We start from the raw sequence: 24752 nt of genomic DNA, 5'->3' as shown, positions 1-24752 counted from the left end.
GCTATATAAGTTAATAATTCATATATATAGTTATAAAAAGAAGGAATAGATATTTGATTATCTATTCCTTCTTTTTTGTTTCATCCTTTTTTAATGCTTCCGCAAAAAATTCCGGACACATATCAATCAGTGTCGAGCCTCCCTGATCTTTTCTGAACAAGTCAAGTATCGGTTTCATAACACGCTCAAATTCCTGTGGATTCTTTGATAACTTTAATATCTCAGCCGTATTTACCGCATCAGCAAGTGCAGTATGCTGTGCCCCTTTAAAATCATAATCAGCCGATGATACTGCCTGCTTAAGCTTAATCCTTTTGTCTATTCCGAGCAGCCTGCTATACTCTTCTTGGAAATCAATCCAGTTTTTCTCCATCTTACGGAGTGTCTCCGACTGATATTCCTTAAATGCCGACTCCGTCTGAAACTGCCTTATATCTGCCATGCTCCATGAATAAAATGTCACTGCACCACCACCTATCCACTTTTCAAAATCCTGCATGGCATCTTTAAATCCCGGTGCACCCTCAAGTTTTTCATCCGTTATCCCGGTCAATTTGATAATATGAGAATCCATTTTTCCATAATCAGGCATAACATAAGACTGATACCTGTCAACTTCATTAAAATCATCATCCATCTTCACGGCACCAATCTCAATAAGTTCATTTGCCAGTTTCTTATCATCTCTGTACTGTTTTTTTATTTTGTTCATCTCAAGGTCTATCATTATATGTTTCAACATTCCACCTCCTTATGCGGTATTTTAAAATTCTTTAATTATGTTAAATTAACTTATTGTTCATGTCAATCATATATTTACGAACAGCACCTAAATTGACTTATACTTTATTTTATGGTATAATTTTACTTGTAGCGTTTTGTACAGATTGGTGTCATACCAGTCTTTTTTGAAAGGAACAGGTGAAACATGAGTCAAGCAGATATAAGAAAAGTTAAATCTTCGGTTGATAAAAATGTCGGAAACAGAGTTAAAATCCGTGCCAACCGCGGAAGACATAAGATTGATATTACAGAGGGTGTTATCAGCGAGACTTATCCAAGCATCTTCCTTGTTGAAGTTGAAAACAAATTAGATGATACAGTACAGACAGTATCTTTCAGCTATACAGATGTCTTAACAAAAGATGTCCAAATGCAGCTTATCTGATCTGTCCGATACACATAGGATATAAAGGCTGTCCATACAGGACAGCTTTTAATTTTATACTTCCATTTCTATTTTAGTTCCAAATCCTTCTTCTGAAGTTATATTTAACTTTCCTCCGATTTCCTTTATTGAATGATTTATAACATCCATTCCAACCCCTCTTCCTGAATAATCATTAGGAATATCAGTTGTGCTTATGCCATTCACCAATAAAAGCTCCATTATTTCTTCTTTTTTATACTCTTCCGGTTTCTTTTTTAATACACCTGCTTTTTGAGCTGCTTCAATAACTTTTCCGCTGTTTATACCTGCACCATCATCTTCGACTGTTATCATGATATTTTCATTTTCATTTTGAAATTTTATTTTTATCAGACCTACCGGTGTTTTGCCAAGCCTCTCTCTTGTTTCTAAATCCTCAATTCCGTGGTCAACCGAATTTCTTATCATGTGAATAAGTGCCGTTGAAATCTTGTCGCGTTTATACTTGTCTATCATAATATCCTCGCCTTTAACTAAAAGACGGACATTTTTGTTTAAAGCCGCAGACATCTCATCGACAAGAATTTCCATCTTTTCCGCCACAGCAGTAAAATCCCCTTTTGTAAAACCTTTAGCCACATTGCTAAGTTCTTTATTTATCTCAACAAGACTGTTTATCTCAGGCAGTACTAGTTCATAATTTTCCCTGTCAGATACTTTCTTAAGCGTCTTTATCACACTGCCCATTTTCGTAATGTTTAGCTGAATTTTATTTAAATCCGACTTTTTTATGACTATGACTCCATTTAAGTCCTTATTTTCATATTTTACTACCCTTTTTTCTTCTTTATCCGATTTCTCCACCGGTACCTGAGCCCCCGGAATATAATATATCTGTCTTTTCGCTTTTTCCTTTTTATCAGCCGTCTTTTTACCTGTTATCTGAGATTCATCAAGTTCATACTGTTCCTTAAGATTGTCTACATATTCAGAAATATTTTTTGACAGTTCTTCCGGTACATTTTCCAGTGCTTCCCCTTGAGCAATTTTATCAAGCTCCTGTTCAACAAAATCTACATATCCGCAAAACACACCGTCAAAAAGCTCTGTATCCTCAATCACCTTAGGACCATTTCTAAAACAGTACAATAATCTTTCAAATTTTTTACTTAATGCCGCTATACCGTCAAACAGCATCATTGTGGCATCAGCTTTTATTGTATGGACTGCACGGAAAATTTCCTGTATGAGTTCCTGACCATATATATCTTTACCAATATATTCTGAAAAATTTCTCTTTAACTCTTCTACAAGCCTTGAACTTTCTTCATAAAATATTCCCATCATAGAGTCCATTGCCTTTCCTCCTGCCTGTATAAATTATGTACTGTATTTATGTCTCTCCTGTTTTTCTTACAGCTCACAGGATAACTGTTTCTGAATCTTACTGAATATATCTATTATATCCGGATCAAATCTCCTGCCGGCTTCACTCTTTATAATCTCAACACTCTCCTCCCGCGTATATGCGTCTCTGTAGCTTCTTTCACTGTTCAATGCCATAAATGTATCTATGACCGCTACTATCCTCGCAGAAAGGGGTATATCTGTGCCTGAGAGTCCCTCCGGATAGCCTGTTCCATCCCAGTTCTCATGATGATATTTTGCTATTTCGACTGCCATCTCAAGATAACCGTTTTTATTTTTGTCCGTATTTATCTTTTGCAAATAATCTGCTCCAACCACCGTATGCCGCCTTATACCTTCCAGCTCATCTGCTGTAAGATTGGTGTTTTTATATGCAACTGCATCGTTTACGGAAAGCATACCTATATCATGTAACAAAGAAGCAGTCTCTATCTTATCAACGAAAGCACTCGATATTTCCTTATCAAACTTAGGTGAAAATTGAAGACTTATGGCAAGCATACGACTGTTTGCCGAAACCTTATCAATTCCTCTCTCATAAATGTTTGCACGCATTTTTAAGATTTCTGCAAGTGCTGCAAGTACATTTTTCTGTTCTTCATTAACTCTCGTTATCTGCTCATTTACTACCTGATGAAGTTTTTTGTTATACGACTCCATCTCCTGCTGCATTTTGTATATCTTAAGATGTGTATTTAACCTTAATGTTACTTCCTCTTTTTCAAAAGGCTTTGCTATATAATCGACAGCTCCAAGTTTAAACCCTTTTATCTTATCTTCAACAGAATCAAGTGCTGAGATAAATATAATCGGTATATCCCTGGTTTTTATGTCAGCTTTCAGCATGGCACAAAATTCAAATCCATCCGTGTCAGGCATGGATATATCCAGCAATATAAGCTGTGGTGTCTTTCTTTCTATGGCTGTCTGTGCCTGCCTGACACTTGTGACCGGTCTTGGAATACATCCGGTCTGCTTTATCATTTCGGAAAGAATAACAAGATTAGTAGATATATCATCCACTATCAGTATATTTGGCTGTTCATTCACATGTATGTTCGATGCCACGCTAAATCACCGCCTTTCCAACTGTAATCTAAACTCCTCTATAGCCTCTTTGAGAACATTGTAATCATTTAAAGCTGCCTCATGGTCGCCTTTTCTGACCGTCATCTGAAGTCTGAATGCCTTTCTTTTTAAATTCATAGGGTCATCAGCCACAAGCGTTTTTATGGTATCCGCAAAACCGTTTGCCTTGTTCCAGTTTTCCATTTCGATACAGAGGACAAGCTTTTCACAAGTATCGGTAATTGCTTTCATATTTTCATCCGAGCCGAGTTTATATAATTTATTTTCTGTTTCCTCCGGCTCAGCAGACAATGCATCTCCATAATTAAATGAATATTCTTTCTTTTCTGTTTCATTTGCATTGTTCCCGATACTGTTTTCAGATTCCTGTAATACTACTTTTTTCACTTTTATTGAAAATGAAAATGTACTTCCTTTTCCTTTTTCACTCTCAACATTTATATCTCCACCCATCATTTCAACAAGACTTTTAACGATGCTTAGTCCAAGACCCGTGCCACCAAATTTTCGTGTGATAGATGCATCCACCTGTGAAAAGCTCTTGAACAGTTTATCTTTTTCCTGCTCCGATATTCCTATTCCTGTATCCGTAACCATGAAAAAGAGCTCTATCTCTTCACCCGTCTCAACACTTTTCACAACATTAAGATTTATCTGACCCAGTGATGTAAATTTTATTGAATTGGACAAAAGATTGTTTAAAACCTGAGTCACTCTAAGCTCATCACCTATAAGAACCTCTGGTATATCCTCACCTACATTACAGATAAGCTTAAGTCCTTTTGACTCTGCCTGTGGTCTGTTTAACTTTACAACATTATCCATCATGCGGTAAAAATCAAATTCTGTGTATTCTATCGTAAACTTACCGGCTTGCAATTTTGAAAAATCAAGGATATTGTTTATGATCTTTATCATATTTCTGCAGCATTGCTCTATAAGTTCTACATTTTCACGCTGTTCTGAATCAAGCTCAGTATCAAGGAGATTTTGTGCAAGTCCCAGAACTCCATTTACAGGGGTCCTAAGCTCATGTGTAACATTTGCAACCATCTCATTACGCTCTTTATGACTCTCCTCAACTTCTATCTGTGCTGTCCTAAGTTCTTTTTTTGCTTCTTTCTGCTGTACTATATCATGTATTATACAAAATCCATAGCAGCCTGTATTCTCAGGAAGTCTGGCAAGATATGCAACAACCGAAAAACAAGTCTGGTTTTTCCTGTATGCCACTGTTTCAAAACTGACACCATACTTATGACCTATAAGGTCTATACAACCGTCTTTGACCGTCATGCAAGTCCTGAATATATCCTGAATACAGATAGTCTCATCCATATCGCATCCAAGATTTCTACACACTGCATCATTTTTTTCACAGACCGTGCCGTCTGCGTCAAAATAAAGTATCATATTGTTCGTCTGGCTGAACAATGCTTTGTATCTGTCTGTGCCTGTCTTATATTCTTCATTCACACCGGACACCTCCATTATAGCAGCAGCCCTCATATGTAACAATGAAGGCAGCTTGCAAACCGTCATGCAAAAAAGAGTTTATTACTATTTATTTGCACCACAGCAATATTTATATTTTTTACCGCTTCCGCAAGGACAAGGGTCATTTCTTCCAACCTTCTTGTTTTTAACAATAGTTCCTGACTTTTTCTGTTCACGATAAATTTCTTTACGCCTTTCTACAGAGAGAAGTGTGTTCCACTGTGGAAGTTCATATAACCACTCTGCCTTTGCTTCAACCATGTTGTAATAAAGTTTCTCAAGGTCTATGTCAAGCTTAACTACCGTATCAGCAGTCATGTCCTCGATAGGATTTGGCTCTTTAAGGCTTTCATTTATGCCATCTAAAAATCCAACCATATAGTTTAATTCCATGCCATACTTTTCTGCAAGTTCCCTGACTGTTCCTGTAACTACATCTGATGGATTTGCAAGAAGCTGTTCATATATAGCTTTCTCCTCTTTAAAATATTTATCCCAAATCGCCTTTCCTGCTTTTGAATTAATCTCTACGCCATATGCGTATTCTCTCCAATCCTGTAATAATCCCATAATAATTCCTTTCCTGCTTTCCTGTTTTCTTTGTTCTTTACTAAGGCACATTATACCATACATTTAACTGCAAGGTCAACGAAACCATAACTATATTTTTGCAAAGTAGTAACAGTTCAGCCCAAAAAAGATAAGTCAATAATACATGAGCTCGCTCAATGTATTATTGACTTGTTTTTTGGGGCTGAACTGTTACGCAAAGTAAAAGAGAGATTGCGATTGCAATCTCTCTTTTGGAGAAGGTATTTTTGTTACTTATGGGGTGTAGCAAAAACTATATAATGTATTGGGGTTTACGATTATTAGTATAACAGGTTGTATAAATAAGTGTGCACAAACTTGGTATATTTTTTAAAGAAGTTTTTGTGCATATTTGCCATGATTTTTTCGCATTTATCATTTTTGTCAATCAAAAGTCATTTTCAGTCTTTTCTATTGTGCACATTTACAATATAGCGTAATGACTTTTTTTCATAGTTCCACAGAACAAACTAAATTCCTTACAAACTGTCAGGTTCTACATCAACCTCTTCTGAAACAGCTTCTTTCTTTTCAAGTACAACTCCGTCCGGCTCAAATAATGCTTCAAATTCTTCTCTGTCTATCCTTTCTTTCTCAAGAAGAAGTTTCGCACATTTATGAAGCACATCCATATGTTCCTCAAGTATTGATTTTGCCTGTGCATATGCATCATCTATTATTGCTTTTACTTCGTTGTCGATAGTCTTTGCAACATCTTCACTGTAGTCTCTGCTTGTGCGTCCAAAATCTCGACCTATAAACACTTCATCCTCATCAGCATAATTTATCATGCCGACATTTTCTGAAAATCCATATTTCGTAACCATCGCCTTAGCTGTACTTGTCGCCTGTTTTATATCCTGTGATGCACCTGTTGTGATGTCATCAAATATAAGCGACTCCGCAATTCTTCCTCCAAGACTTGCAATGATGTCCTGCTTCATCTTTCCCTTTGTCATAAAAGTCTCATCACGCTCCGGAAGAGGCATCGTATAGCCTGCTGCCCCTGAGCCGGTAGGTATTATGGATACCATGTGAACCGGTCCCACATCAGGAAGTACATGGAAAAGTATAGCATGACCTGCCTCATGGTAAGCCGTAATCTTCTGGTCTTTCTCTGAGATTATCTTACTCTTCTTTTCCTTGCCTATGCCTATCTTTATAAATGATTTGCTTATATCTTCCTGTTCAATGAACTTTCTGCCCTCTTTTGCACAGACGATAGCCGACTCGTTCAAAAGGTTTTCAAGGTCAGCACCCGTAAAACCTACTGTAGTGCGTGCAATCTTCTTAAGGTCAACATCATCGCCAAGCGGCTTGCCCTTTGCATGAACCTCCAGGATTTCTTCTCTTCCTCTTACATCAGGTCTGCCGACAGTAACTTTTCTGTCAAATCTTCCCGGTCTTAAAATAGCAGGGTCAAGTATATCTACACGGTTTGTAGCAGCCATAACGATTATTCCCTCGTTTACACCAAATCCGTCCATCTCAACAAGCATCTGGTTAAGTGTCTGCTCACGCTCATCATGACCGCCGCCAAGACCTGAACCTCTCTTTCTTGCAACGGCATCTATCTCGTCGATAAACACAATACAAGGTGCATTTTTCTTTGCTTCCGCAAACATATCTCTTACTCTCGATGCACCGACACCAACAAACATCTCCACAAAATCTGAACCTGAAAGGCTGAAAAACGGTACTCCTGCCTCTCCTGCCACTGCTTTTGCAAGAAGTGTCTTACCTGTTCCCGGAGGTCCAACAAGGATGATTCCTTTAGGAATACGTGCTCCTACATCTGTATATCTTCCGGGATTTGCCAGAAAGTCAACTATCTCCTCAAGTTCTTCCTTTTCCTCCTTAAGACCTGCAACATCCTTAAATCTCTTTGCGTGCGGTTCTTCAGGGTCTATTCTTCTGGCTCTGCTTTTTCCAAAATTCATCATCTTTGAATTTCCGCCGCCTGAATTTGCAGATTGTGCAGACAGAAATGAAAACAGCAAAAATATTGCGACAAAACCAAGACCATACGGAAGAAGTGTCGTTATTACCCATGATGTCTTTTTTACATCACCAAGTTTGTACGATACATTCCACTGGTCTAAAAGTTCCTGCACATCTTTTACATCTGATACATAAAAATCAACATTTTTTCCTGATTTCAATTTGACTACAACCTCACCTGTCGGTATCTCCTGGTTCTGGCTTATGGAAGCACTCGTGACATTACCGTTGCCGAGGTCTTTTTTAAGATTAGCAATGCTATAAGAATCACTGGAACTGCTTTCTATGTTGCCTGAAAAATAAACTGCACAAAAAATCACAGCCAGAACAAGCAAATAAAAACCTATTCCACTCATCTTCATCTGTTTCTTCATGAATTGTCTCCTCTACCTTTTATTCTATGATGTTAGTTTCAAAAAATATTTTGAAATCAACTGATACAATATATGTCCATTGACACTTGCATCATTTTATTCCTCAACGAAATCCAAAATCCCAATATAAGGAAGATTTCGATATTTCTGGGCATAATCAAGTCCAAATCCTACAACAAACGCATCCGGTATCGTAAAGCCTGTATAATCCACATTAACTTCCGTTTCCCGTCTGTCAGGCTTATCGAGCAATGTGCAAAGCTTAAGGCTTGCAGGGTTTCTTCCCTCAAGCATTTTCTTTGTCATGCTAAGTGTATTTCCTGAATCAATTATATCCTCGACTATGAGGCAGTGAAGTCCGTCAATCTCCTCATCAAGATCCTTATTTATCTTAAGTTTACCCGTACTTTTTGTCTCATTGCCATAGCTTGAAGCTGACATAAAATCAATAGTTACAGGCACCGTAAGCCTTTTTGCCAGTTCACAGCAAAAGAAGATACTGCCTTTAAGTATGCATATAAGATGAATCGACTTTCCTTCATAATCTTTGCTTATCTGCTCTGCCATCTCCCCGATTTTCTTATTCAGAACCTCCTCCGAATACATAACACTAATTTCTTCCTTCATCATTTCCGCCTTTCTCTAATAAATGCTCGCACAAAGCACTTTTTTAGTATTTTCATCAATGTAATAATATGCACTGCATCTTGCAAGCTCCGGAATCCATAAAATATGACTTCCTTCCGCAAGCACAAGTATATCTTTTCTCTCGTCAGCCGGCACTTTGCTGTCTATAAGCACCCTGCTCAGCTTTTTCTTTGCTCCATCCGTTCTAAGCCACATATAATCCCCCTCTTTAGGGCATCTCAACTTAGGCATATTTTTTATCTTAGCATAATCAAACCATTTCGTACAGTCATTTTTTTTGATAATGTCTGTCATTAAGTCATTTTCTTCTAAATGGAAACGAATCGTATGACTTGTATTATTTGTAAATGTAACATTGTACTCCTGTCCCTCGGATATTCTTTCTTCATATATCTCCTGAGGACTATGTGAACTGTGATACCATTTATCCTTGTGGGACATCAGCACAAAGTCATAATATTTTGCAACAATTATATCGTATGGGAGGTCTATTTTTCTCCCTGTCTGACCGTTTAGCAGCCTAATAAGAGAGTCTATATGCCTTGCAGTTATATCCTTTCTTCTGCCGGACATAAATTCTATCATACGCATAAAAATCTCCCTTTGCAATACGATATGCAGCTTTTTCATCTCACTAAGCCCCGCTCTTATCTCTTTAGGAAATGACTCCTTACACACTATGACTCTGTCCCATACAGCATCAGTCTGTATATCGATAAACTCTGTAACATCCTGAAGATATGATGCTGTTTTTGCGATATGACTAACTGTCTCTTTTTGAAGATTTTCCTGAAGATATGGTATAAGATGGTGTCTTATCTGGTTTCTCGCATACTCGTCATCATTATTCGTGGAATCTATACAGTAATTCTGACCGCTTTCATCGAGATAATCAAGTATCTCCTGCTTTTTTACCGAGAGCAGCGGTCTTATGATGCAGCCGTTTTTTGCTTTCATACCGCCAAGTCCCCTGAATCCGCTTCCTCTTATAAGCTGGAATAATACCGTTTCCGCCTGGTCGTCCTGATGATGTGCCACGGCTATCTTATTGTAACCAAGTTCCTTTCGCATCTTATCAAAACATTCATAGCGGTACACTCTTCCCGCCTCTTCCTCAGTCATTGACAATTCATCTGCCATCTGTGGAATATCCTTGTAAAAAACTTTATACATCACATTTTCTCTTTTACATAGTTCCTCTACAAAATGCTGGTCATTTCCGGCTTCACTACCCCTTATTCCGTGATTTACATGAACAAAACACAATTTCAGATTATACTCTTTTTTTATGTGTATCAGATATAAAAACAAAAACACGGAATCCGCACCGCCAGACAATCCTGTCACGATGCTATCGTTTTTTTCTATAAGGCCGTTATCATCACAAAATGATTTTACCCTTTTGTAAATATATTTATTCATCGTCTAGTTCTCCCATACTCCGGCGACTATAACACTCATATCATCAGACACGGCTCCTTTATTTCTGCTTACCGCTTCATCAACAATAGCCTGAGCCATATCCCCCGGATTGACAATCTCTATCTGTTTAATAAATTTTTCCAAATTGTATCTTTCCTGCGAAAACATATCCGCAACACCATCTGTCATCATTATAACATAATCTCCCGGATACAGACTCATCTTGCCTATATATGGCTCTGCATCAGATACCACACCCATAGGCAGCGACTGACCCTCTATACAGTACATCTTTCCCTGATTAAGCACATATGTACCCACAGCACCGTTTTTCAAAAAACTGCACTCTCCCTTATACAGATTTATAAGAGAAATGTCAAGTGTCGCATAATTTTCAAATTCCTGGTCAGACATATACAGCGAATTTATAAGCCTTATCGCTGATGTCTGCGAAAATCCTGCCTCCGACATTTGTTCCAGAAGTTCTATAACATTTTTACTGTCATCAAACGCACTTGTCCCACTTCCCATTCCGTCCGACAATGCCATCAAAAGCTCACCGCTCGGAAGATTTATCATTGAAAAAGTATCTCCTGACACTGACTGGCCATCTTTTGTGAGCCTTGCAACTCCTGTGAGCACCTTATATTTTGTCTCCTCAACAAAAATATATTCGCCAAACCCGGTATCTATTACCTTTCTTGATGCATCTGACGGTTTCAGCCTTTTCTGCATGATATTACTCATTATCTTAGATAACTCCGTAGCAGTTACAAGCCTGCCTTTCACAGTTCTCGCATTCATGATTATCTCTATCTGCCCGTCCTGTTTTTCATAGGCATATATATTTTTACATATAACCCTTTTCTTTCTAAATTCTTTTTCAAAAGCTTCTTCAAGCTCTATTGAAAGCCGCTGCATCCTCGGTAAACTGTCAAGCATATTTTTTACTGCCGCACTTATCTCTTTCATCTGATTTGCAACAGCTTTTCTGCTCTGTTTCACCCTGTTTCTGTACCCTATAATATTTCTTGCTATATAAAGATTTTGATTTGCCTCCTCCAAAAATCTGTCACAGTGAATACACTCCCTTGCGAACTCAACCGGCATCTGCTCAAGCGTTATGCAGCCGTCAGGCGATACACTAAGTGTCTTAAATTTCTCCGGTCGGCATATAGCCGTCTGACCTGAGCACTCCTCATACTTTTCACATCTGGTGCACACATTTTCTGACATTTCCCTGAAAATCTTTCTTATATCACGGCTCTCCATATACCTGTTTTCCTCTGTCCCATCTGACATCATTATGGAAATCCTGTCAAAAACATGAGAAAAATCATTGAGCCTGTTGCCGATTATATTTTCATATTCCTTATCTCCTGAACTTTTTCCGCCTTTAACATAACAAACTATCTCGCTAAATAACTTCGTGAGCGACAGCACAAGACCTGTCCCAAACATCAAAAGAGCTATATCATACTCGTTATAAGGAAACATATACAGCTTTAGTCCACCGTAAATAAGAAATGTTACCGCTGCAATAAGTGCCGCATGAATCGTCTTTATGCGTATTCTCTGTCTTTCCAGCGTATCGTATATAAGGAGCATCGACAATATGACCATGCTGCCGCACAATGCCATTTCCATAGGAAGACCCAAAAACATTCCTGCGATAACGCAAAATGCCAGAAGAAGTCTCGCCTTAGCCTTTTCAAACACCGCCGCAAAATATGCCACTCCGAGTACACACATACCACATATTCCTACCTGACCTGCAAAAAAACCTATTATCATCTGCAAAAAAAGTTTTTTCCCGATATACTTCATTATACTCTCCTTTTCACGCCTGCCGGCAAATTTATAAAAGAAAGTATATATAATCAAATTGGCATATTTTGTCAAAACTCAACCTCAAAAAAAGAACTGTTTTATTATGAAGTAAAATCATAAAACAAACAGCCCTTAATATGTCATTTTAATGTTTCGCAATCTTAGCTCACTTTGAGTCATCAGGTTCAAAGATAACCTCACCCTTATATACCAGACCCAGACGCTCTCTCGCAATCTGCTCTACATACTCGTCCGTGTCTACATACTTCTCAAACTCTTTAAGATCTTCTTTGCGTTCATCAACACTTTTTTTCTCTTTTTTAAGTTCAGAAATCTGGGATTTGTACTCTCTGCACTTTGCATCTAATGCTGACTTATGATAAAGAACAGTAAAACAAAGCACTGCACATAATACTATAATCCCTGTAATCGTAAATTTATTCATATGTTTTTTATGACCATAATGCTGGCGTGCCATGTTATCACCATCCTTTCCGCAAACGCCTGTTCTAAAGGCTTTTACGACTTTTAAATATGTTCTTATCATACACCTTTTTTATGATTTTTTCAATAATTTTCTTTGCCGGAGTATATATTCCCTTTTCATATAAAATCATCCCTGCAAATAGCATAAATACACCATACCATCTTATTATTCCGGAATTTATCTCATAAAAAATATAAAAAACGGGAATCGACAGTGCCATCCAGAATAAAACATCAATGATTATCTTTAAAATCATATTCTTTTTCAAAAATAATTCAAAAATCCTGACAAAGCCGTACAAGAACATACACACCATGCCGCAGCAGGTGCTTGCGAGCAGATACAAAACCTGTCCATGTATAATCTCACTCATTGAAAAAGTCTCCCAAGAAATGATGCTGCTTTCTTTCCAGCTTCCTCAACATCAGAATACGCAAAACTATCTATCCTGCCGTCAACATCAACCTCACCTTTTTCAAGTGAAAGACGGTTTACATGAAGTTCGTCACCTTTTATAAGAAGAACTCCCTGTTCCGTTTCTAAATATACTTCCTTTGCATCAAACGAAAGCACATCCTTAACCCCTGACATAACAGCCGACTTTCGTGCATTCAGATACACTTTATGTACTCCCTTTGCCACACCGCCCTGTCGCTGTAAACTTTTCTCTTCCAAAAAAACACCCTCCTTGCATCTTTTTATAAATCAATTAGGCGTTTGCGAAACTATCATAAATCTTGATTAAATTGTGCAGATATAACAAATAGTGTTAGTCGGCATTTTTGTCGTCGTCAGCACTTAATCAGCGTTTTTTGCTGATTTATGTACTGCTACGAACGACAACATAGCGAAAGCGTGCCGACGATATTATTTGTTATAGCTGTGCAATTGACACAACATATAGTTAGTTTCGCAATTACCTATTTTATAAATCAATATATGCCGGAGAGTGTTTTTTATTACAACATTTTGTAAAGCTCTTTTGCCGCTTCCTTATTATATGTTTCCTCGATGCTAAGCACCTCTACTTTAACCTGTTTATCACCAAAACTTATCTCAATGATGTCTCCCGGTTTAACATTCAAGGATGCTTTTGCAACCTTTCCGTTTACCGTAATCCTGCCGGCATCACACGCTTCATTTGCTACCGGTCTTCTTTTGATAAGTCTTGAAACCTTTAAATATTTATCTAATCTCATACTATATCTCATTTCTGCACACATTTTTTCATATGAGATTTGTGTCGTGTGTGCCCAAACACAAATCACGGGTATCAAAAATATATTTCACAATATTTTAGAAAAAGGGCGGGTTCAGATACAACGAAAATCAAATATTTGAATATTATAATTACTCGTTGTACTTAGAACCTGCCCTCAAATTCAAGTCTGCCTCAAAATACAAATCTTATCTTATTTGTTTACAGCGTCCTTTAAAGCCTTACCAGCTTTAAACTTAGGAGCCTTAGAAGCAGGAATCTTTATTGTAGCACCTGTAGTAGGGTTTCTTCCTTCTCTTGCTGCTCTCTCAGCAACTTCAAATGTACCGAATCCTACTAACTGAATCTTCTCTCCAGCCTTTAATTCATCTGTAACCACATCAATAAATGCCTTTAAAGCTTTTTCTGAATCTTTCTTTGAAAGTTCTGCTTTTTCAGCTATAGCTGCTACTAACTCTGTTTTGTTCATGGATAAATCCTCCTCGATATTTGTATTTCCGTAAAAACTTACAAATCTATTTATACCCTCATTATCCCCTTTTGTCAAGGTTTTTTATGCTAAAAATCCCATAAAATCAAGGTTTTTTAGCCTTTTTTCATATTTAATGTCACCCCTCCATCTGTTTGCCTAAAAAACTTGCCGCAACAGCTATCATTTTTTGCTCTGTTTCCCCAAATTTTCGTTCTGTATTTTTATTAAGAAAAACAATAGAACCTGCCACATCACCATTACATATAATAGGAGCTATTGCTTCAATATAATCTCCCTCCATGTCATCTGCCACCCTGCAAAACTCCTTTTTACTGCTGTCTGTCAGGATTATCTTTCTGTCAAGAGCTGCCTTTTCAAGTTCCCTGCTTATATGCTTTCCCACCATATCTTTTTTCACTCCGCTCGAAGCCGCAATAACCATATCCCTGTCCGTCACTATTACAAGATAACCTGTTGTCTGTGACAGTGCATCAGCATATTGTTTTGCAAACTGTCCTATATCGCCTATCATCGAATATTTTTTAAGAATAACCTCTCCTTCTCTGTCAGTATATATCTCCAGCGGATCTCCCTCTCTGATACGCAAAGTACGCCTTATCTCCTTTGGAATAACAACTCTTCCTAAATCATCTATTCTTCGTACAATTCCCGTTGCTTTCATATCCCGGTTATTTCCTCCATTTCTTTTTTTCTATGAATATGCTTTGAAGTTATTATGTGGAAATTTCTGTTTTATTATGCACATAAAAAGTAACAGTTCAGCCATAAAAAGATAATTGGCAATACAATGAGCTTGTTCATTGTATTGTTAAGTACCTTTTTATGGTAACAGACAAATTAACCTATTGAATTTGCAAAAACTTTATGTTAAAATAAATGAAGTTTTTCAAAGAACATTGCTAAATATGTAGCAGACAAATATTTATATATTTTTAAAGGCGATGACGGAACAAGTAATGTTATCCTGCCATCCAGAGAGAACGGCATTTTGCTGTAAGCCGTTTATGGGCAGATTTCATGAAAACCACTCCCGAGCCGTGCGTAGAAGAAATATTTATCTCAAAATATTTTGAAGCGTGACCGTGTAGCTGCGTTATAAGCTGTAAAAGACATTCCAATTATTTAATTGATGTTATTAGCATAATTTAAACGGATGTACTTTTCTGAGTTAAAAATTAAGGTGGAAACGTGCGTAAGCACCCTTAGATATGATTATATTATATCTAAAGGTGTTTTTTGTTTTCCCAAAAATCAAAAAAGGAGATAAAATCAATGGTAAACTTTAAAAATGACGAACAGTTAAACACATTAAACCATTCATGTGCTCATCTTATGGCACAGGCTATCAAACATATTTACCCACAGGCAAAATTCTGGGTTGGACCTGTAGTAGCTGAGGGATTTTACTATGATGTAGATCTCGGCGAGGATGTTATCCATGATGATGACATCGCTAAGATTGAAAAAGAAATGAAAAAAATCGCAAAATCAGGAAAGAAGATTTTCCGCCGAGAAGTTTCTAAAGCAGAAGCCTTAGAGATGTTTAAGGACGATGAATATAAACTTGACCTCATCTCTGACCTTGAGGATGGAAATATTACGGTTTACGACCAGGGCGATTTCACAGATCTCTGCCGCGGACCTCATGTAGACAATGTAAAGCTCTGCCGCAACTTTAAGCTTATCCGCCATTCAGGTGCTTACTGGAAAGGTGACAGCAACAATAAGGTTCTCCAGAGAATTTACGGTGTATGTTTCCCAACTCCAGAGGAACTTGAAAATCACCTCACACTTCTCGAAGAAGCAAAAGAGAGAGACCACAGAAAAATTGGTAAAGACATGAACCTTTTCATGGTCGATGACCTTGTAGGCCGCGGACTTCCTATGTTCTTACCAAAGGGATATACAATCTGGCAGGAACTTGAAAACTACATTAAAGATAAAGAAAGAGACCTCGGTTATCTCCATGTTATGACTCCATGTGTAGGTACAGTAAACCTCTACAAAACATCAGGTCATTGGGATCACTACAAAGAAAATATGTTCCCTCCTATGGAAATGGAAGGTGAATCATTTGTACTTCGTCCGATGAACTGTCCTCACCACATGATGATATATGCAAACAAAAGACATTCATATAAAGACCTCCCTATTCGCATCGGTGAGATTGCACATGACTTCCGTTATGAATCAAGCGGAACATTAAAGGGAATTGAGCGTGGAAGACATTTCTGCCAGAACGATGCCCATCTCTTTGTAACACCTGAACAGATAAAAGATGAGTTTACAAAGGTTGTAGACCTCATTTTCAGCACATACAAAGACTTTGGTATTGAAAATTACCGCTGTGTACTCTCACTTCGCGACCCTGAGAACAAAGAAAAATACCACGATGATGATGAGATGTGGAACAAGGCAGAATCTGCACTTCGTGACGTAATGAACGGACTCGGCATTGAATATACTGAGGAAATCGGAGAGGCTGCTTTCTACGGACCTAAACTTGATGTTAATGTTCAGCCTGCTGTCGGAAATGAGATTACACTTTCTACCTGCCAGCTTGACTTCTGTCTCCCTGCAAAATTCAACCTCTCATACATTGACAGAGACGGCGAAAAGAAAACACCTGTTGTACTTCACCGTGCAATACTTGGTTCACTCGACCGCTTTATGGCATACATTCTTGAGGAGACAAAAGGAAATCTTCCTACATGGCTTGCTCCTGTGCAGGTTCGTGTAATGCCTGTTAAGACAGATGATGACTCACTTAACGCTTACGCAAAAGAAATATGTGACGCACTCAAAGCAAACAAAGTCCGTGTAGACCTCGATGACCGTTCAGAAAAACTCGGTTACCGTATGCGTGAAGGACAGATTCAGAAAGTACCTTATCTTCTCGTTGTCGGATTTAATGAGAAAGACGAAAGAACAGTTTCATTCCGTCTCCACGGTGAGAAAAAGACTACTGTTCTTCCACTCGATGAGTTTGTTGAGAAACTTGACACTGAGATTAAGGGCAAACTCAGAACACATATCGGGATGTAGTAATAACTGAGCTTAAAATACACAAAACAACGGCAGGAGTACTGTGTTACTCCTGCCGCTGTTTATTTTATATAGGTAATTGTTAAACAACTATCATAATCATTGATTAAATTGTCTTACAGGCTTAAAATAATATTTCATGGCACTCAGATAACCTATCGTCAGAACACTGCTCAAAGAATTTTCGTCATTATACCGTATAGAAGAAGCATACTCCATGTGAACCTGCTCAATCAGTTCAGCCACGGCATCTTCTTCTAAATCAAGCGTTGCATTTAATAATTCATCAGATTTTTTCTGAAATTCAATCAGTTCATTCCACTGTTTCCTTTTGACCGCTTTTGTAAATTCCTGTCTTATCTCCTCATTCGGAATAAACGCTGTCCTATTATCCTCATCATATCCAAGATAACCAAGATGAATAAGATATGTCAGTATATCGCCCTTATTTGTAAAATTAACCGCATCATTCTGAAAAGATGATATATCAACCGGGGCAGCATTTCCCGAAAGCATCTCAATCACTGATGTCCTCAAGCCGTCAAAATCCATATTTATCAACGGAACTACCGCTTCATAAGTTCCGGTCTGCGACCAGTAGCTTTTAAACTTTTCTTTCATCATACAGCTCACTACCCTTAAACATTGCCCGGATTTACAAATCTCCCCATCTTGCCACCTCCAAACAGTTTTGGTTATCCGACATCTTATTTCTCTTTTGTTAAGTATAACATAACAATATATAATAATGTTATATTTTATTTTGATATTTGTAGTTATAAAATTTACAATTAGATGCAAAATGCCGCATACAATGGAACAATTTTTTTATTATCCTCAAATGCAAAATTCTTTGCTGAAATCTTTATGGCATAGTCAGGCTTATAAGTGTCCATATAAATTTTTAAACTCTTTGCTCTGGTATTGTCAGCTGATTTCACCTCTATAGGAATAAGTCTGCCGTCACGCTGAATAATAAAATCCACCTCAGCTCCACGCGCCGACTCCCAATAATATATGTTATAACCATTTATGCTAAGCTGCACATTAACATAATTTTCTGCCATACCGCCCTTAAAATCATTAAGTTCCTCCACCATATATAAAATATCGTTCGCAGCCAAATCTTTTTTTGCACAAAGCAGTCCCAAATCCGATACATAAATTTTAAAAGCATCAATATCACGATAATTTTCTAACGGCTTTTTAATCTGCTCCACCTTGTAAACCTGCGATACTATACCGGACAGACAAAGCCATTCAATAGCATTTTCAAACTCGGAAGCCCGTCCGCCTTTCTTAATAAGTTTATATTGAAAGCGTGTATTCCTCTTTGAAAGCTGGACAGTGATATTATCATATGCAAGCCTTGTTTTTTTGATTTCATTCAAATTATTATACTTACTCATATCATTCAGATAACTTGCAAGTATCGTGTCCTGTGTATGACGAACAAGTATATAATCCCTAGTTTCTTTAAAAAGCATTACACATTCAGGCATCCCACCAACCACAAGATATTGGCGGTATAACTGCATTGCTGCATCATGTAGTGCCGACGGCATCGGACTGTCTGTCTCGAAGCACTCTCTTATCTTTTCTACAAGACTATCCTCCCCCATAGCCAACATAAATTCTTCCATATCCATAGGATAAAGAGTTTTCATATCCACCTTTCCGACCGGAAACGAAAACTTTGCCCTGTTGACTGCTACACCAAGCAGACTCCCTGCCACGATTATATGATAATCAGGAGCATCCTCACAAAAATATTTCAAAGAAGTCAATGCCCTCTCGCAAAGCTGCACTTCGTCAAACACTATAAGCGTTTTTTCTCTTATAATAGTCTGTCCTGCAATATGTGATAAAATCGGTATAAGATAATCCGGACTGATATTTTCCTCAAAAGTTTCATTTAATTTCGGATTAGTCTCAAAATTAAAATAAGCGACATTTTCATAATTTGTACGCCCAAACTCAAGTATGGAATATGTCTTGCCAACCTGCCTTGCTCCCTGTAAAATAAGCGGCTTACGATGCTCGCTTTCTTTCCAATTTTCTAAAAATTCTGCAATCTTCCTATACATAACCAGCCCCCCGTTCTCAAAGATACTGACTATAGTATAAATAAAATTCCTGTGAAAATCAATGATTTTTACAGGAATTTTAACATTATTTTACACGAATATTTTTATATTTTCTACATTATTTGGCATGAATATCTTTTCTACAATTTTTGTAAATAAAAAAGCTGTCGGCTGACTCTGGTCCGGTAAATAAAAAACTTCCACAAACATCATCATTTAAGAAATTCGTAAGAAATATCTTTGGAAAATATCAGACTTTTAGTTTAATATATAATCATACTTAAGCTTAAGCAAAGGAGATTCCTATGGAAACCATAAATATACTTGTCGTTGATGATGACAGAGAAATTGTTAATGCTATATGCAAACTGTTAGAAAGCGAGGGTTACAAAACCTTAAAGGCTTATGACGGTTTAGATGCTATAGATATTTTAAATCAGAATACGGTTCATCTCATAATACTTGACATTATGATGCCAAATCAGGACGGACTTACAACTACCATGAAGATACGAAACGAAAAAAACATTCCTATTATATTGCTGTCAGCAAAAACGCAGGAAAGTGATATTGTTCTCGGTCTTTCAATGGGTGCGGATGATTATATATCAAAACCGTATGCTCCGTCAGAGCTTCTGGCAAGAGTAAAGTCACAGACAAGGAGATACTTAAAACTCGGTTCATACGGCAATATTTCTTCAAACGAAGAAATCATAACTAATCTCGGTCTTGAACTGAATGTCACAAAAAAACAGCTTTTTGTCGATGGCGGGGCAGTTAAGCTTACGGCAAAAGAATACAAGATTGTCAATTATCTTATGCACAATCTTGGACGGGTATTTTCAGCAGAAGAAATATATGAACATATATGGAATGAAACTGCCTACAGTGTTGAAAATACGGTTATGGTACATATAAGACGAATTCGCGAAAAGATTGAAATAAATCCAAGCGAGCCAAAATATTTAAAGGTGGTGTGGGGAATTGGCTATAAAATTGAAAAATATAACTAAAACTAAAAAACTGCCCGTACTCAGGTCAAAAAAGAAAAGTATATCAATATTAACTTACATTTCTGTATTTATTCTTATCATTACCGGAATATTATTGATATTGTTTGCACGAAACGGAATTTACCGTGATGCTTTATCTGAAACTGAATATGGACGCTCGGCTGCATACGCAAGACAGATATGCAAAGATATTAAAAAAATATGCAGCTACGAAAACAATGCCGTTGACGGTGCGAAAAAGAGTAAGGAAATGGGCAGGGATTTTTCTTATCTGTATGCAAAAATGTATATAAGTGAAAATGTCGATATCTTCATCGACCACGAAGCCTGCAACAATGAGATAAATTTAAAGATGCAGCAGCTTTCAACTACTATAAAGCAGAACAAATTGATGCTCCAGACCTACAATATCCAGCGAAAAGATGCACTCACAAAATGTATTACTGAAAAGTTTGATACATCAACAACACGTGTAGTCGCCGTTTCAAATAATACGAACCTTATTCATTCGGATATTCTCGAAACAAACGGTTATGACTATGAAGATGTGTTTGACTATGAAACAGGCGATTCAGCAGTAATATTACTGATATATAACACTGATATATTTAACGCTCAAAAATCACAATGGCAGACCCTTTGCACCTGTATAAAGATAATAACAACGCTTGCCGTCATATCAGCACTTTATCTTTTGTATATCCATCTTTTCATGAAAGGATATATAACATTTTACGCAAAGGCATTGAGAAAATTTCTTCACAATATACGGATATTTATTACGGGGCATATATATTATCCGCTGTGCACCAAAAAAGGCGTTAAATTCCTTTTTATAAGCTCAACTATATTGGTTGCACTGATTGCCGTTTTTCTTATTATATTTACAATGCTAAGAGAATATTTTATAAATCTTATACCAGTCGGTTACTCATTAAATACGCTTTCTGACTGGGTTCCGGATAAATGGTATAATCTTGCTTATTATGTGACAAGTGACAGTTACTGCAGACTGTGCTGCGGCTGTTTTGTAATATATGTTTTAATTTTTGCAATCTACCACTATTTTTCATCAAAAGTCATAAGCTCCTGCAGCCTGCTTGAGAAAGATATTGATGAAATCTACAATGGAAACTACAAATTTGATACGGCAGACGCAGCAGACAGCACATTTTATGAGTCAATATTAAAACTTTCAAATATAGGTGCAGGATTTGAGAAAAGTCTCGCCGAAAAGGTAAAAAGTGAACGCATGAAAACGGAGCTTATAACAAATGTCTCACACGACCTTAAAACTCCGCTCACATCAATCATAAGCTATGTTGACCTGCTTGAAAGACGCGACGACCTGCCGCCTGAAGCAGTAGATTATATAGAAATAATCTCAAAAAAAGCCATTCATTTAAAGAAAATGGTATTTGATGTATTTGAACTTGCAAAGACGGCAAGTGGTGAACTTGTAATTAAAAAAACAAATTTAAGCCTTAACAAACTCATCGTCCAGACTCTCACCGATATGGATGATGCCGTGCAAAAAAGCGGACTTGACATTAAATTAAAAATGCCTGAAAAAGATATTTTCATAAATTCGGATGGAAGCAGACTTTACCGTGTAATGCAGAACATTATAGGAAATGCACTTAAATATTCACTAAAAGGAACACGGATTTTTATAACTGAAACCACCGAAGAAAGTACAGTGAAACTTATACTCAAAAACACTTCATCTTATGAAATGGATTTCACGGAGGAAGAAATACTCGAAAGATTCAGCCGCGGTGACAAGGCAAGAAACACAGAAGGAAACGGACTTGGACTTTCGATAGCCAAAGAATTTACAAATGCCTGCGGTGGCACATTTAAAATAAAAATTGATGGCGACCAGTTCAATGTAATCATCGTTTTTCCCATTGCAGCCGATAAAGACTGATACAAACACTTAATAAAAATTTTTCTTCATAGCTATACTTTTATGATGCAAGGGGCAAAATACCTTTTGACCCCAACATCAATTTTATTGTAACTTTAACTCACAATAATAGCCAAAAATGTGCTGATGTCTTTTTATGGCAACAGCACATTTTATCCATCCGGTAAGAACTTCTCGCAACATTTGGCAAAAGATTCAGATTAGGCATTGTCTTTCTTCCTGTTGTAGTATTGATTGCACTAAATATCTCGCTTCTGTCATGAAGATAATGAAAAGCAGTTGATTTCTTTTTAAAACTTCTTATAGGCGTGCCATCATCTACATCATTGTCAAACACATATGCATAACCATCAAGTCCTCTGTAACCGCCCGGTACATCTGTGAGATAATCAACCCCTGACTTAAGTACAACAGGTCTTTCATTAGAACAATGATTGTTTACGAGCATAGATACAACATTGCTGTCCTCAGGCACAAATCCGGCAAAGTTTCCATTGTCAAATCCTGAAGTTTTTATGCTCTGATATACCGGGAATATATGTCTTATAAGAGACTTTGTACCTTTACTATCCGTCATAGTACCCATATTTTCAGTATCCTGTAAACCAAATGCCCACATCTGACCGTCAGCATTTTCAACAAAACCGGTCTTTGCAACTTCAATAGTTCCGGTCGCTGAGTTGATTGAATCTTTCTGCCTTGTGTAATACTCATACGGAAAAACACGCACTGCATTCGATGTTAAAAGTTCAAGTTTAAGATTAAGTGTATAAGATTGTGAAAATGACCCCTTACTTGGATCCATCGTATATCCACCGATTTCAACATCTTCTACCCAGCGATAGAATTTACCGTTTTTAGTACATACACCACCCGGAACGATAGTCTTTACATTTTTCAGCTCTCCATATACAAGTCCCTTTTTATAATATTTTTCTTCGCCGAGGTATGTGTAACCCATCGTGAAAACGCCGTCATTTTTCAATACACCGATAACTCTGCCATAGCGGTGTTCAGAAAATGCTTTACAATCAGCCGCTATTGTCTTTCCGCTTTTGATTTCTTTTACTTCTCCGTCATTTGTCAGATAATGCAGCATACCCGCCTGTTTAACACCTTTTGCAAGCTCTTTCATTTCATAATTGCTTGAAATACCATAGAGTGTACCATCTGAAGCTAAAACTGTTCTCCTTGTAACTCCGTCAGCCACCGAAATAACATTCTCCGAGTAATCCGTAACATTCTCAACTTTGTTCATGACACTTGGATCTACATCACCTTTTTTGTGTCCGACTTGATAATATGTTTTATCAGGAGCAATAAATTCATTGACACTTAATATGTTGTTTGTCATGTACTGTGGTGTGCCCTTAAGCTCAGCATTTTGCGTATATTTATAATCTAATTTACTGTCTGTAGAACTTATAAGATTATCCGCAACACTTTTGTCCTCCAGCCATATATGTTCAGCATTAAAATGCGTATAAACACTTGAACTCTTATCGTCTGTTCCTTTAAACAGATTGTCCTGTGTTGAGAAAAAAATGGAACAGGTATATCCCTGCGGCATGGAACAGGTAACAAACTGTCCGTCAGGTCCTGCTGCCATGATAGCCGCAGTCGGACTAACAGTTCTGACAAAGTTTTTGTCTTCGTCATAAAGATCAACAGAAATAATGATGCTGTCCTTTGTAAGCCACTTTCTCGTATTCTCATAAATCACTGCATTAGGATCCCCCATTACCTGCAGATAGTCATTTTCTTTAAGGTCGAAATATTTCATTATATCAGCCTTTTTCAAAGTTCCAACAGTACCAAGATAATTTATCTTAAAAAACTGTCCCTGCATCTCACTTCGCTTAAGTTCATCCGCAAATATAATGGTCTCTGCTGTTTCATCCTTAAATCTGGTACCGATAGAAAAACTGTAACTTACTCCTTGCGTAACGCTGAACGGACTTACCTTTGCAGAATATGCCTGATTGACCGGAATGTATCTGTCAAATAAAGTCTCTGTTTCCTCCGCTGCAGACCTGCGTGCCGGCATAATCGGCAAAACGCTAAAAAACATAACCAAAACCAATAACAATGACATAATACGCTTCTTCATATCTATCACATCTCCTTTCTTAATCCCCAAAATAATGCCACGGATTGCTTCATTGCATCACATTATACTACCCGCCACTCTTTTATTGTGATACCCTGCACGAATCGACCCAAAATCCGTCCAAATCTACCCCCGAAATTCACAAAAAAGACAAAAAGTTGTTTATAATTAACTGAAAAAAATAGCAAAAACAGCGTTTTGCTCCTGGTGTCACACTACATTACGAACATTTTCCTATACATTAAAAACAGGCTGTACACTAACGATTAAAAATCATCAATGCACAGCCACATCTAAAATCTTTCTACATTTTGAAGACTTAGGAATTTACAATCTAC

Annotated in this window: 22 protein-coding genes; 4 read left to right on the top strand and 18 right to left on the bottom strand. The window is 37.3% G+C overall.

The window, feature by feature from the left end:
- Nucleotides 1-61 precede the first annotated feature (61 nt).
- Nucleotides 62-742: a 3'-5' exonuclease gene (locus DWZ63_RS11350; RefSeq protein ID WP_082440565.1), complete on the bottom strand. Its 681-nt coding sequence runs from the start codon at nucleotides 740-742 to the stop codon at nucleotides 62-64.
- Nucleotides 743-928: 186 nt separating this feature from the next.
- Between DWZ63_RS11350 and DWZ63_RS11345 the strand changes: the two genes are divergently transcribed.
- Complete coding sequence (locus DWZ63_RS11345; RefSeq protein ID WP_022013914.1) at nucleotides 929-1168, top strand: Veg family protein; 240 nt, start codon at nucleotides 929-931, stop codon at nucleotides 1166-1168.
- 54 nt (nucleotides 1169-1222) lie between these two features.
- Here DWZ63_RS11345 and DWZ63_RS11340 read toward each other — a convergent pair whose 3' ends face one another.
- The 14 genes from DWZ63_RS11340 to spoVT all read right to left on the bottom strand — a co-directional run bounded on the left by DWZ63_RS11340 (nucleotide 1223) and on the right by spoVT (nucleotide 14890).
- Nucleotides 1223-2506 carry an ATP-binding protein gene (locus tag DWZ63_RS11340; protein ID WP_118499951.1) on the bottom strand — a complete coding sequence of 428 codons (1284 nt, stop codon included), beginning with the start codon at nucleotides 2504-2506 and terminating at the stop codon, nucleotides 1223-1225.
- Between the two features lie 57 nt (nucleotides 2507-2563).
- Complete coding sequence (locus tag DWZ63_RS11335) at nucleotides 2564-3646, bottom strand: HD domain-containing phosphohydrolase (RefSeq protein WP_055940796.1); 1083 nt, start codon at nucleotides 3644-3646, stop codon at nucleotides 2564-2566.
- A gap of 6 nt (nucleotides 3647-3652) precedes the next feature.
- Nucleotides 3653-5143: an ATP-binding protein gene (locus DWZ63_RS11330; protein ID WP_172794126.1), complete on the bottom strand. Its 1491-nt coding sequence runs from the start codon at nucleotides 5141-5143 to the stop codon at nucleotides 3653-3655.
- A gap of 84 nt (nucleotides 5144-5227) precedes the next feature.
- The gene (locus DWZ63_RS11325) at nucleotides 5228-5734 is read right to left on the bottom strand and encodes an SEC-C metal-binding domain-containing protein (protein WP_055940790.1); all 507 of its coding nucleotides are present in this window, start codon (nucleotides 5732-5734) and stop codon (nucleotides 5228-5230) included.
- Between the two features lie 500 nt (nucleotides 5735-6234).
- Entirely contained in the window at nucleotides 6235-8130 is a 1896-nt protein-coding gene (ftsH, locus tag DWZ63_RS11320; RefSeq protein WP_055940788.1) for an ATP-dependent zinc metalloprotease FtsH, read from the bottom strand.
- A gap of 96 nt (nucleotides 8131-8226) precedes the next feature.
- Complete coding sequence (gene hpt / locus DWZ63_RS11315) at nucleotides 8227-8757, bottom strand: hypoxanthine phosphoribosyltransferase (protein WP_055940785.1); 531 nt, start codon at nucleotides 8755-8757, stop codon at nucleotides 8227-8229.
- 15 nt (nucleotides 8758-8772) lie between these two features.
- Complete coding sequence (gene tilS / locus DWZ63_RS11310) at nucleotides 8773-10200, bottom strand: tRNA lysidine(34) synthetase TilS (RefSeq protein WP_055940782.1); 1428 nt, start codon at nucleotides 10198-10200, stop codon at nucleotides 8773-8775.
- Between the two features lie 3 nt (nucleotides 10201-10203).
- Nucleotides 10204-12027 (bottom strand): SpoIIE family protein phosphatase, encoded by a 1824-nt coding sequence (locus tag DWZ63_RS11305; RefSeq protein ID WP_147353230.1) that lies wholly within the window; start codon nucleotides 12025-12027, stop codon nucleotides 10204-10206.
- Nucleotides 12028-12196: 169 nt separating this feature from the next.
- Nucleotides 12197-12577: a septum formation initiator family protein gene (locus DWZ63_RS11300; RefSeq protein ID WP_082440563.1), complete on the bottom strand. Its 381-nt coding sequence runs from the start codon at nucleotides 12575-12577 to the stop codon at nucleotides 12197-12199.
- Nucleotides 12540-12890, bottom strand: coding sequence for a spore cortex biosynthesis protein YabQ (gene yabQ / locus DWZ63_RS11295; RefSeq protein WP_022013924.1), 351 nt, complete (start codon nucleotides 12888-12890; stop codon nucleotides 12540-12542). The genes DWZ63_RS11300 and yabQ overlap by 38 nt, the downstream gene beginning before the upstream one ends.
- Entirely contained in the window at nucleotides 12887-13192 is a 306-nt protein-coding gene (yabP, locus tag DWZ63_RS11290) for a sporulation protein YabP (RefSeq protein ID WP_055940771.1), read from the bottom strand. The genes yabQ and yabP overlap by 4 nt, the downstream gene beginning before the upstream one ends.
- 284 nt (nucleotides 13193-13476) lie before the next feature.
- A complete protein-coding gene (locus DWZ63_RS11285) occupies nucleotides 13477-13716 on the bottom strand; it encodes an RNA-binding S4 domain-containing protein (RefSeq protein ID WP_022013926.1) in 240 nt (79 codons plus the stop codon).
- A 213-nt stretch (nucleotides 13717-13929) separates the two neighbouring features.
- Entirely contained in the window at nucleotides 13930-14205 is a 276-nt protein-coding gene (locus tag DWZ63_RS11280) for an HU family DNA-binding protein (RefSeq protein WP_022013927.1), read from the bottom strand.
- Nucleotides 14206-14344: 139 nt separating this feature from the next.
- Nucleotides 14345-14890: a stage V sporulation protein T gene (spoVT, locus tag DWZ63_RS11275; protein ID WP_055940767.1), complete on the bottom strand. Its 546-nt coding sequence runs from the start codon at nucleotides 14888-14890 to the stop codon at nucleotides 14345-14347.
- A 611-nt stretch (nucleotides 14891-15501) separates the two neighbouring features.
- Here spoVT and thrS point away from each other — a divergent pair.
- Nucleotides 15502-17274: a threonine--tRNA ligase gene (thrS, locus tag DWZ63_RS11270; RefSeq protein ID WP_055940763.1), complete on the top strand. Its 1773-nt coding sequence runs from the start codon at nucleotides 15502-15504 to the stop codon at nucleotides 17272-17274.
- Nucleotides 17275-17373: 99 nt separating this feature from the next.
- Here thrS and DWZ63_RS11265 read toward each other — a convergent pair whose 3' ends face one another.
- Nucleotides 17374-17898 (bottom strand): hypothetical protein, encoded by a 525-nt coding sequence (locus DWZ63_RS11265; protein WP_182431509.1) that lies wholly within the window; start codon nucleotides 17896-17898, stop codon nucleotides 17374-17376.
- A 167-nt stretch (nucleotides 17899-18065) separates the two neighbouring features.
- Nucleotides 18066-19361, bottom strand: coding sequence for an ATP-binding protein (locus tag DWZ63_RS11260; RefSeq protein ID WP_118499950.1), 1296 nt, complete (start codon nucleotides 19359-19361; stop codon nucleotides 18066-18068).
- A gap of 305 nt (nucleotides 19362-19666) precedes the next feature.
- Here DWZ63_RS11260 and DWZ63_RS11255 point away from each other — a divergent pair, with 305 nt between their 5' ends.
- Entirely contained in the window at nucleotides 19667-20374 is a 708-nt protein-coding gene (locus DWZ63_RS11255; protein ID WP_055940754.1) for a response regulator transcription factor, read from the top strand.
- Entirely contained in the window at nucleotides 20346-22304 is a 1959-nt protein-coding gene (locus tag DWZ63_RS11250) for a HAMP domain-containing sensor histidine kinase (RefSeq protein ID WP_118499949.1), read from the top strand. Before DWZ63_RS11255 ends, DWZ63_RS11250 begins: the two co-directional genes overlap by 29 nt.
- Before the next feature lie 100 nt (nucleotides 22305-22404).
- On the opposite strand, the gene DWZ63_RS11245 is transcribed toward DWZ63_RS11250, so the two are convergent.
- A complete protein-coding gene (locus DWZ63_RS11245) occupies nucleotides 22405-24414 on the bottom strand; it encodes a hypothetical protein (RefSeq protein WP_118499948.1) in 2010 nt (669 codons plus the stop codon).
- Between the last annotated feature and the right edge of the window lie 338 nt (nucleotides 24415-24752).

It is taken from the genome of Clostridium sp. AF34-13, from assembly GCF_003477845.1.
In the GTDB taxonomy this organism is placed as follows: domain Bacteria; phylum Bacillota; class Clostridia; order Lachnospirales; family Lachnospiraceae; genus Butyribacter; species Butyribacter intestini.
The sequence above is the reverse complement of the archived record's forward strand: the minus strand, read 5'-3'. Positions and strand labels throughout refer to the sequence as shown.